Genomic DNA, 510 nt, shown 5'->3' on the forward strand with positions numbered 1-510 from the left:
GCGCGTTGCTAAAGCCATAAAAAATACCACAAAAGCAAGCTTTAAAAACTACCTAGCGAAATAACCTTGATGCTGGAATGTCACAACTGAACCAACATTTTAATGCTGTAAGTAAATGACGCCTAACTTTTAAATAAGGGGCGCACGCATGTGGGGCATAATGGCGAAGCCGCCCCGCATGTTTGCGTCCCAGCCCGCGCAGCGGGCGAGCTTAATTTTTTTGTTATAAGACATGTTACTTAAAACCCTGAATAGTGCCATTGGTGCCAACGATTAGGCATACGCTACCATAATATAAGCAATCATCTTTTATGAATGGTCGAGAGCCATAAATATCCAGTGGAACAATATTATCAACTTCGTTGACGCTTTTACCTATGAGATGCGCATTTGTTAGAACGAACAGTTGCTCCGATATTTTAGTTTGGGTTTCTAGGCTTGCTTCCATGTAAGTTAAAGAGACACCGTTATCCAAACTCTGATACAACCAAAACACGTTGGTTAGCAGGA

1 protein-coding gene is annotated in these 510 nt (G+C 41.8%); it reads right to left on the reverse strand.

The window, feature by feature from the left end; all coding sequences use genetic code 11:
- Window positions 1-235 precede the first annotated feature (235 nt).
- On the reverse strand, window positions 236-510 hold a 275-nt coding region (locus tag GTH32_RS19420; RefSeq protein ID WP_203565568.1), incomplete at its 5' end, for a hypothetical protein.

It is taken from the genome of Alteromonas profundi (genome assembly GCF_010500865.1).
Classification (GTDB): Bacteria; Pseudomonadota; Gammaproteobacteria; order Enterobacterales; family Alteromonadaceae; genus Alteromonas; species Alteromonas profundi.